Origin of the sequence: Flavobacterium gawalongense (assembly GCF_007097265.1) — a bacterium.
In the GTDB taxonomy this organism is placed as follows: domain Bacteria; phylum Bacteroidota; class Bacteroidia; order Flavobacteriales; family Flavobacteriaceae; genus Flavobacterium; species Flavobacterium gawalongense.
Map to the genome: position 1 here is coordinate 1 of NZ_VJZP01000053.1, position 10,104 is coordinate 10,104.

The window sequence follows — 10,104 nt, forward strand, 5'->3', positions numbered from 1 at the left end:
ATCCTGTTACAAGCGTTTTTTTATTGTCTAAAAAAGAACGCTAATCAAAATAAACGAGGTTTTTCAGTACCCTCCATTATGTTGGTGTTTTTTTATGTGCATTACAAATTAATAATTTTTTTTAACAAATTAAATTCGTCTTATTTTTTTACTGAAACCTGTCATCTGCCATCTAAAGAATATCCAAACTTCCTTTACCTTCTCTGACTACAATAGGTTCATCACCTGACAAATCAATAATCGTAGAGCCCATATTGTCTCCATAACCACCATCAATAACAACGTCAACAAGATTTTGCCATTTTTCAAAAATGAGTTCCGGATCAGTTGTATATTCTATCACATCATCGTCATCATGAATCGATGTTGAAACAATTGGATTGCCTAATTGACGTACAATTTCCAGTGCAATCGAATTATCGGGAACCCGAATTCCGACTGTCGTTTTCTTTTTGAATTCTTTAGGCAAGTTATTATTTCCCGGTAAAATAAAAGTATATGGTCCTGGCAAAGCTCTTTTTAATAGTTTAAAAGTAGCCGTATCAATTTGTTTCACATAATCGGATAAATTACTCAAATCGTGACAAACAAAGGAAAAATTAGCCTTTTCCAGCTTAATTCCTTTTATCTTGGCGACACGTTCTAGTGCTTTCGTATTGGTAATATCACATCCCAATCCGTACACGGTATCCGTTGGATAAATCACTAAACCGCCATCTTTTAAAACCTTAACTACTTTGGCAATTGCTGCTTCGTTTGGTTTGTCCGGGTATATTTTTATAAATTGAGCCATTTTTTTTAGATTTTAGATTTCAGAAAACAGATAAAAGAGAACCGATGCTTATCCTATAATATCCAATTTTGCAAATCGCAATAACAATTTCTTTATTCCGCCAACTTCAAATTTGATTTCGGCTTTTTTATCAGCTCCCACTCCTTCCAGGTTGATAACTTGTCCTTTTCCAAAACGTTCGTGCATAACCACATTTCCTGCAACCAGTTTGTTATCAAATAAATTGGCGCTTCCAGCCGAAGGATTACCTGCAGAGACTGGTTTTAGTTTCCGAATATTTATATCCGATTTAGGTTCGTTATCGGTAATGGATTTTGGAGGTGTTCCTCCTATTGGTTTTGCCAGACGCAATTTAGATTTATCTACATCACCAAAAACATCACTGTCAATCATAGGTTTATAACGGTAATTATTTTCAGGAGGTGTCATATATTCTAAATACTGACTGTCGATTTCCTCAATAAAACGCGAAGGTTCGCTATCCGTTAATTTTCCCCAACGATATCGGGATTGTGCGTACGTCAAATAGGCCTGATGTTCGGCTCTTGTCAAAGCTACGTAAAATAAGCGACGTTCTTCTTCCAGTTCGCTTCTCGTACTCATACTCATGGCACTTGGAAATAAGTCTTCTTCCATTCCTACCACAAAAACATGAGGAAATTCCAATCCTTTGGCTAAGTGAATCGTCATTAATGCTACACGATCTTCATCACTGGTATCTTTATCTAAATCCGTAGCCAAGGCCACATCCTCCATAAACTCAGATAATGCACCTCTAGCGCCATCAACTTCTTTTTGACCTTCGGTGAAATCCTTGATACCGTTTAATAATTCCTCAATATTCTGAATTTTTGCCATTCCCTCAGGAGTCGCATCTTTCTTTAATTCTTGAACCAATCCCGTTTTTTTAGCAACGTGATCAGTGATATAAAAGGCATCTTGGTTTTCATTTATTGCTTGAAAACTTTGAATCATAGTCACAAAATCAAGTAGCTTTTGTTTCGTTCCCGAATTCAGTTTTAAATCAATTCGCTCAATATTCTGCATCACTTCAAAAATGGAACGTTTGTAATGATTGGCGGCAATGGTTAATTTCTCGATGGTTGTATTCCCAATTCCGCGAGCTGGATAATTGATTACTCGCACTAATGCTTCTTCATCTTTTGGATTGATAACCAATCGCAAGTAGCACAATACATCCTTAACTTCTTTTCTTTGATAAAATGAAAGTCCCCCATAAATTCGGTAAGGGATATCTCTTTTTCTCAATGCATCTTCCATAGCACGAGATTGTGCATTAGTACGATACAAAATCGCGAATGAGCCATTATGCAACTGGTTTTGCATTTTTTCTTCCCAGATAGTACTTGCTACAAATCGGCCTTCCTCGTTATCGGTTAAACTGCGGTGCACTTTTATTTTTGGACCAAAATCATTGGCAGTCCAAACTATTTTATCAAGCTTGACTTTATTTTTATCGATGATGGTATTTGCCGCTTCAACAATATTTTTTGTCGAACGGTAATTTTGTTCCAATCGAAAGGTTTTTACCCCTTCATAATCTTTCTGGAAATTCAGGATATTATTGATATTTGCTCCACGAAACGCATAAATACTTTGCGCATCATCACCTACCACACAAATATTCTGAAATTTATCAGACAACGCTCTAACAATCAAATATTGAGAGTGATTCGTATCCTGGTACTCATCCACCAATATATAACGGAAACGGTTTTGATATTTAGCCAAAACTTCCGGAAAACGAGTCAGCAGCTCATTCGTTTTCAATAACAAATCATCAAAATCCATTGCTCCTGCTTTGAAACATCGGTCTACATAATTTTGATAAATTTCCCCCATTCGAGGTTTTTTAGACATGGCATCGGCTTCTTGCAAATCAAGATCATTGAAATAGGCTTTTACCGTAATCAAACTATTTTTGAAATTGGAAATCCTAGTTAAGACCTGTTTTGGTTTGTATACATCCCTGTCCAATTGCATTTCTTTGATAATTCCAGAAATTGCACGAAGTGAATCTTGAGAATCATATATGGTAAAATTCGAAGGATAGCCCAAATGTTCTGCTTCTGAACGAAGAATTCGAGCAAAAACCGAGTGAAAGGTTCCCATCCAAAGATTTTTGGCCTCACCAGCACCTACAATATCAGAGATACGTTTTTTCATTTCTCGAGCTGCTTTGTTGGTAAAAGTCAGAGACAAAATGCTAAACGCATCCACTCCCTGATTCATCAAATAAGCAATTCTAATAGTCAACACCCGCGTTTTACCAGAACCTGCTCCTGCAATAATTATCATAGGACCGTCTTTTTGTAGAACGGGTTCGCGTTGCGCTTCGTTAAGTTGATCAATATATTTATGCATGGAAATTTTTAAATTATATTATGCAAAAATAGCGATTTTGAATGAGGTTTTAAGTACCAAAAAACAAGAATTGACTAATTCGTTCCACTATTAATTTTAATAAGACATTCTGTATTTATTATTTAAAAAACACATCGTAGGCAAATCGGATTAAAGTACCGATTACAACAACTAAAAAGAAAATCCGAATAAAACTATTTCCTTTGTTTATGGCTAGTTTTGCCCCAATCCATCCGCCAAAAGCATTACTGGCCGCCATTGGTATTGCTACTGCCCAAATAATTTTGCCTTTCAAAACAAACAGGCAAATGGAACCAAAGTTAGTCGACAGATTCACCATTTTAGCATTTGCGGAAGCGTGCAAAAAATCAAATCCCATGATAGCGATAAACGCAACCACTAAAAAACTACCCGTTCCGGGACCAATAAACCCATCGTACAAACCCACTATAAAACTGATTACAATCGCATTTAAGATTTGTGTTCTAGGAGAGTGATTCTTTTCAATATGCTGACCAAAATTCTTCTTTGCGTAGGTATAAACCACTAAAAATGAAAGAACAACCAACAATAATGGTTTCATGAAATCATTACTCACATACGTCAATAATGTAGAGCCTAAAAATGCCGAAGGAAAAGCCAAAAGCATCATAATCCCTAACAATTTCCAGTTCATATCTACTTTTTTAAGATATTGATAGGCTGCAAAAGAAGTACCGCTAAAAGCAGGAACTTTTAAGGTTCCAATAACTGTTGAAACTGGCAAATTAGGTAGTAATATCAATCCCATAGGCGTTTGTATAAGTCCGCCGCCGCCTACAATAGAGTCTATAAATCCTGCGGCAAAAGCGGCTAAACAAAGTAAAACCAATATGTACGTTTCCATTCTACTAATCGATATTAAATATTCTGGTATAAATGGTAAAAATACTATTCGAATTGATTTATTGCTAATAAAATCAAGTTGATTTATAATCAAAAAAGTATATTTTTGCTTTTATAAATCTTAAAAGCAAAATGGAATCGATACCAATTATAGAATTACTAAGTTATACTTTACCAGCAGTTGTTACAGGGGTTGTGGCCTATTATTTTTTTGATCTTCATACCAAAAACGAGGAAGGAAGACGCCGTTATTTATTAAACAAAGAAGCTCAGAAAAACGCATTGCCTTTACGTTTACAAGCATTTGAGCGCATGACGCTGTATATGGAACGCATCAATCCTACAAAATTATTGATTCGAATTGCTCCTCTTTCACAAGATAAAAATGATTATGAAAATCTTATAATTGCACAAATCGAACAGGAATTTGAACATAATTTGACGCAACAAATTTATATGTCTGATGAATGTTGGACGATTATTGTGACAGCAAAAAATGCTACTATTCAAATGATACGTAAAGCAAATAGGAGTGATCGTGTCGATTGCGCTGATAAATTGCGCGAAGTGCTTTTGAATGATTTAATGGAAAAACAATCTCCAAGTAATGCGGCTTTGGCTTATATCAAAAACGAAGTGGGACAATTGTGGTAGATTATTGATACCATCCGTTTTGTTTTACTCCAACAAAATTCAATAATAAAACAATTTCTTAAATGAACTTATATTCCTTACAGGTTATAAATACTAACCATGTAAGGAATATAAGTTCATTTAAGTTAAAAAAATTCTATGTTTAATTGATATAAACCGTTATTCTTTCAATAACCGATTCAATTGAAATTGCTCGGTTACATTTAAATTAGATAGAATTCTTTCGAAAGAAGCTCTCATCGTCGCATTCTTCAATAATCTTCTGATGTTGTCTCTTCCAAATTTCGAAAATTGCCACATGTGATGTGTCGTAGCTTTTACCAAATTTTCCAATACTTCATCATTGATTATATTAAAAGCAAGCAGTTTTTCTAAAGCATCTTGACGAATAGTTGCTTCATAATTAGATGATGAATAATTAATCAATTCCTCGATTAACTGTTCTTTATTTATTGAGTAATTTGCTGTCGACAATGCTAAAGACAACCATAATGTTCGTAGATTATAATCACTGAAACCGATCCAACCTTTTGATTTATCCAAATATCGAGAGCGTTGTTCCGGAAAATTATTCCATAAATTATACAACGCTATTTCTTGTGTTTGATAGGATTTATCATCCAGTAAAGTTTCATATTGCACTCTAAAACTTTCAGGAATTTCATTTAGTGTAGTCGCAACCGCTTGACGAACTTGTACGTTTTTAGTATCCAAGGCCAAGCTTAAAAGTGTGGCTTTGTCTTCAAATTTTTGTTCTTTTAATTGATTGACTATCGCTTCTTTTACGGAAAAATAAACATTAGATTGTACTATTTTAGTAAAAAATTCTTCTTTCTCAGACAACGGTTTATTTCTTAATTTTTCTACTTCAAATAATATCCGAATTGCTTTATTTTTATACAATAAAGTATTAGCCTCTTGTGTATTAAAACTAGTTGTTTCAAGCCATACTTTACTAAAATTATTCAAATCATAATCAGATACTTTTTTAATTTTAGCAAAGAAATCCTGTGTATTTACCGTTTGAAAGGAATGCTTTTTCAAATAGCATTTTACTGCTTTTTTAAAAGCCTTATCTCCTATTGTTTCATGTAAAACATGCAACGCCCAAGCGCCTTTTTGATAGAAAGTCAACGAACTGGCTTTGGCATTCAAAACAGGAATTGTATCGGTTCTGGAAGCGTATTTCAATTGTTGCGCCGATTCATATAATTTAGAATAAAAATAATCTTCACCGTAGATTTCCTTTTCAGCCAATAAAGCATAATACGTTGCAAAACCTTCCTGAAGCCAATGATGTTTGCTAGTTTCAGCAGTAACTAAATTGCCAAACCATTGGTGCGCCAATTCATGTGCATTGACATTCGTATAACTTCTATCTTCATACCCTGTAAAATCAACTACATAACGAGTTGAGAATAAAGTTGCCGAAGTATTTTCCATTCCAGCATACAAAAAATCACGAACAGGAGCTTGTTTATAAATTTCCCAGGGATACTTCACTCCTATTGCCTTTTCTAAAAAATCAAATAGTTGCTTCGAATAACGATAGGTTGGTTCAAATTTAGCTGCGTCTTTGGATTCATAGTACATTTCTAAAGGAATTCCCGAATTTGATTTTTGTGTTTGTTTTTCAAATTTTCCAATGGAAAGCATTAATAAATACGAACTCATTGGTTTATGCATGTTGAATCTCCAATACGTCATCGAATTGTTATTCACTTTACTTTTTAAAATTCCATTAGAAATTACTTGGTATTTAGAATCAACAACGACTTCTAAATTAAAAATGACTTTCTCTTTCACATCATCAAAACTTGGGAACCAATTGCTGGTATTTTTCCCTTGTCCCTGCGTCCAAATTTGTACATTATCTTTCTCTTCAGAACCCACAAAATAAAGCGTTTGCTTGGGTTTGGCAACATAATTAAAACTAATGTTATTTGTCCCTTTTTTGAAAGCAGAAATCAATAGAATTTGCTTTCCATTAGTAGTAAATTGAATTTCTTTCTGATTCAATTCTGCATCAGTAAAATCCATGTTTTGCGCATCGATTTTAATGGTATCTGTGGGTTTTAAAACATCAAACCAATAACTAACTGCTCCTCTAACAGATTTATCTTTAGGATTAATTGTTATTTGCCCATGAACCAATTTAAAATCGACAGATTGGGTTTGTTGGGCGAATGTTATTGTGGATAGTAAGAGGAAGAGGTATTTCATATTTATTTTTTAGCATTAATGGGATTAAAAGTGTCTTCCACCCAATTCTTAGGATTGTTTTCAATGTAATAATAAATAGTCTTAAATTCTTCGTAACTCCTTACTATGTGGTCGTGATAATTAGATTGCCAAATCGAACCTTCGAATTGATTGTTCAATTCATTTATTTTTAGCGTAACAATACCTTTAATTCCTCCAACAAATGAGGAAATTGACCTTGGTCTTCGTGATAATTTATTTGTTGTAATATGATTATCGTTGGTTCTTAAATTCAGGTTTTTTGTTATATCCGGTGTTTTATGTAGAGATGCATTGCTATGCGTCTCTGCGTTGTGGGTTTCCAATTTGGCGTCGTATATTTCTGAATTGCTATTTGTCTCTAATTGTTGAGACGCATAGCAATGCGTCTCTGCGTTACCATCAAACATATCAACATGAGAAACATATAAATTCATTAATTCAATATCTGTATCATCAGAATGAATTGTCTTATCAGAATAACTAAATTGTGGGATTACATGTTTTTTTATTTCAACTAACAGATGAATATGATTTGGCATCACAATCCAATTATGAAAAATCCAATCTTGCCTGATTTTAATTGAATCTAAAATTTCTTCTTCAACAATAACACCATTTTGATTCAAAATCATCTTTCCATTTTCTATCATTCCAAAAACACAGGCTCTTTGACAAGTACAGATGGTCAAAAAATAAATAGCATTACTGGAATAATCCCAATTTTTCAATCGATTGGATTCTATTCTATATTTATTTTTGAATAATATCATTTAAAATCAAAGTGTTTTATTAATTTGTAAGAAGATTAGAGCAATAAAAATAAGCATTTTATTGCAATAAATTCTAAAACAAAGAATTCAAAATTACTCTGATTTTTTTTACCGATTCTATTTGTAAGGACGTATGATGTAGAGACGCATAGTAATGCGTCTTTAACACAATAAAATATTTAGCACAACAAATTATTAGTTTAAATTTACCCCCAGAAAAACCTCAAGAAAACCACATTGAAAAAGAAAGCCCTATTTAATTGGAGCAGCGGAAAAGATTCTGCGCTTGCCTTATACAAAACATTACAAAATTCTGAATTTGAAATTGCCTGTTTACTTACGAGTGTAAACCAACAGTTTCAGCGCATTTCGATGCACGGTGTTCGGGTAGAATTATTGGAACAACAAGCGAAAAGTATTGAATTGCCGCTTGAAATCATGCAAATTCCCGAAATGCCTACGATGGAAGTCTATGAAAAAGTCATGCAGGAAACATTGGCAAAACTAAAAGATCAAGGCGTTACGCATTCTATTTTTGGAGATATATTTCTTGAAGATTTACGTAAATACCGGGAAGATAAATTAGCCGAAATAGGTTTCGAAGGCGTTTTCCCGCTTTGGAAAATTCCAACACAAGATTTGATTCAAGAATTTATAAGTCTGGGTTTCAAAACCATTGTCGTTTGTGTAAACGAACGCTTTTTAGACAAAAGCTTTGTAGGTCGTGTAATTGACCAAGATTTCATCAACGATTTACCCGAAAACGTAGATGTTTGTGGCGAAAACGGTGAATTCCATACGTTCACTTTTGATGGTCCTATTTTCTCTAAACCGATTGATTTTGAAATTGGCGAAATCGTGTACCGTAAATACGAAAAGCCAAAAGAAGAAGATTCCTCGAATACCGCTTGCGACACGACTGCTTCCGATGCGTTTGATTTTGGGTTTTGGTATTGTGATTTATTAGCTAAATAGTTTTCAATAAAAAACTCCGAAGTCATGAGACAACGGAGTTTTGTTTTTTTATAAAACCATAATGAATACCTAATCTAATTTTGGTAAAGTAAAAGCATCCAAAACACTTTTTTCTTTCATAAGGACTTCAATGTCATTTGATTTTCTTGGTGCTTCTCCAGATAAATTAACAGGACCATTAGTTGTAATTAAAATATCGTCTTCGATTCGCACGGCAATTCCCCACCATTTTTTATCACAATCACTTCCATTAGGAATATAGATTCCGGGTTCTACTGTCAGCACCATATTTTCTTCAAAATTATTATACAAACCTGGATCATGAACATCTAATCCAATGTGATGTGAAGTCCCATGCGGAAAATACTTTCTAGATTCATCTGCCGTTTTAGTAATTCCTAATTTAATTAAACCATCACTGATTATTTTACGTGCTGCAACATCGGGAGCACTAATACTGTTTCCAATTTTTGCAGTAGCAATTCCTGCTTCCTGGGCATCATAGACTAAATCATAAATTAGCTTTTGTTCTGTAGAGAATTTTCCATTCGCTGGAATAGTTCGGGTTACATCGGCGCTGTAGCCGTGATATTCTGCCCCTAAATCCATTAAAACCAAATCATTTTCCACTTTCATTTTACTGTTTTCAATATAGTGCAATACACAACCGTTATTACCGGCTCCCACTATTGACGGATAACCTTCATATTCACTGCCGTACTTTTTATAAACAAATTCATGAATCCCTTGTATTTCGGTTTCAGACATTCCGGGATGCATGGCTTTCATTATTTCACGTTGCCCCATTGCTGAAATTCGAACCGCTTTTGTCAATAAAACCATTTCCTCTTTGGATTTAATCTCGCGTAAACTGGCCATATAAGTTAAAATCGATTGGGTATCGATAGTCGCCTTTTTTGAAGTGATGCTTTTTTTAGGACTAATTTCATTTTGTACATTCGAATCCGTTTGTGACTTCACTTTTTCGTTGTAGCCAATTTGGGATTTAAAAGCTCCAATTAATTTATATAAATCGGCTTTGTCACGTTTTGAATTTCTGGTATCCTCTTCAAATTCCTTAAAAAGCACATTGTTAAAACTCATATAATCAATCCCAGAGTTCAGAAACTCTTTTCCATTTAGCGCCATCTCAAAACCTAAATCCTTTTTAGCGCCTTCCGTTCCCAAACGTATTCCGGTCCATTGCTCCACTTTTGGATTTTTTTCCTGAACGTAAAGCATTTCATTATAATTTTTTCCGTCTTTATCCGTCTGATTATTCGAAAAAACAACCAAAACACAATTGGGTTCTTTGTATCCAGTTAAGTAACTCACCTTACGCAAAAATATAATAAAAATTCATAGTTTTAACATTTGAGAAGTTGATAACATTTAGGG

8 protein-coding genes are annotated in these 10,104 nt (G+C 34.0%); 2 read left to right on the forward strand and 6 right to left on the reverse strand.

Annotation, left to right across the window (positions count from 1 at the left end):
• Positions 1 to 172 precede the first annotated feature (172 nt).
• The 3 genes from FNW38_RS16715 to FNW38_RS16725 form a co-directional block, all read right to left on the reverse strand.
• A complete protein-coding gene (locus tag FNW38_RS16715) occupies positions 173 to 793 on the reverse strand; it encodes an L-threonylcarbamoyladenylate synthase (RefSeq protein ID WP_143388922.1) in 621 nt (206 codons plus the stop codon).
• A gap of 48 nt (positions 794 to 841) precedes the next feature.
• Positions 842 to 3,178: an ATP-dependent helicase gene (locus FNW38_RS16720; protein ID WP_143388923.1), complete on the reverse strand. Its 2,337-nt coding sequence runs from the start codon at positions 3,176 to 3,178 to the stop codon at positions 842 to 844.
• A gap of 118 nt (positions 3,179 to 3,296) precedes the next feature.
• Entirely contained in the window at positions 3,297 to 4,064 is a 768-nt protein-coding gene (locus FNW38_RS16725) for a sulfite exporter TauE/SafE family protein (RefSeq protein WP_144066714.1), read from the reverse strand.
• A gap of 131 nt (positions 4,065 to 4,195) precedes the next feature.
• On the opposite strand from FNW38_RS16725, the gene FNW38_RS16730 reads away from it, so the two are divergent.
• Complete coding sequence (locus FNW38_RS16730) at positions 4,196 to 4,717, forward strand: DUF7935 family protein (RefSeq protein WP_143388925.1); 522 nt, start codon at positions 4,196 to 4,198, stop codon at positions 4,715 to 4,717.
• Between the two features lie 159 nt (positions 4,718 to 4,876).
• Here FNW38_RS16730 and FNW38_RS16735 read toward each other — a convergent pair whose 3' ends face one another.
• Positions 4,877 to 6,940 carry a M1 family metallopeptidase gene (locus FNW38_RS16735; protein ID WP_144066716.1) on the reverse strand — a complete coding sequence of 688 codons (2,064 nt, stop codon included), beginning with the start codon at positions 6,938 to 6,940 and terminating at the stop codon, positions 4,877 to 4,879.
• 2 nt (positions 6,941 to 6,942) lie between these two features.
• Positions 6,943 to 7,731, reverse strand: coding sequence for a transposase (locus FNW38_RS16740; protein WP_143388927.1), 789 nt, complete (start codon positions 7,729 to 7,731; stop codon positions 6,943 to 6,945).
• 237 nt (positions 7,732 to 7,968) lie between these two features.
• Here FNW38_RS16740 and FNW38_RS16745 point away from each other — a divergent pair, with 237 nt between their 5' ends.
• Entirely contained in the window at positions 7,969 to 8,706 is a 738-nt protein-coding gene (locus FNW38_RS16745; protein WP_143388928.1) for a Dph6-related ATP pyrophosphatase, read from the forward strand.
• A 69-nt stretch (positions 8,707 to 8,775) separates the two neighbouring features.
• Here the strand turns inward: FNW38_RS16745 and FNW38_RS16750 are convergent, their stop codons facing one another.
• The gene (locus FNW38_RS16750; protein WP_235890228.1) at positions 8,776 to 10,041 is read right to left on the reverse strand and encodes an aminopeptidase P family protein; all 1,266 of its coding nucleotides are present in this window, start codon (positions 10,039 to 10,041) and stop codon (positions 8,776 to 8,778) included.
• Positions 10,042 to 10,104 lie beyond the last annotated feature (63 nt).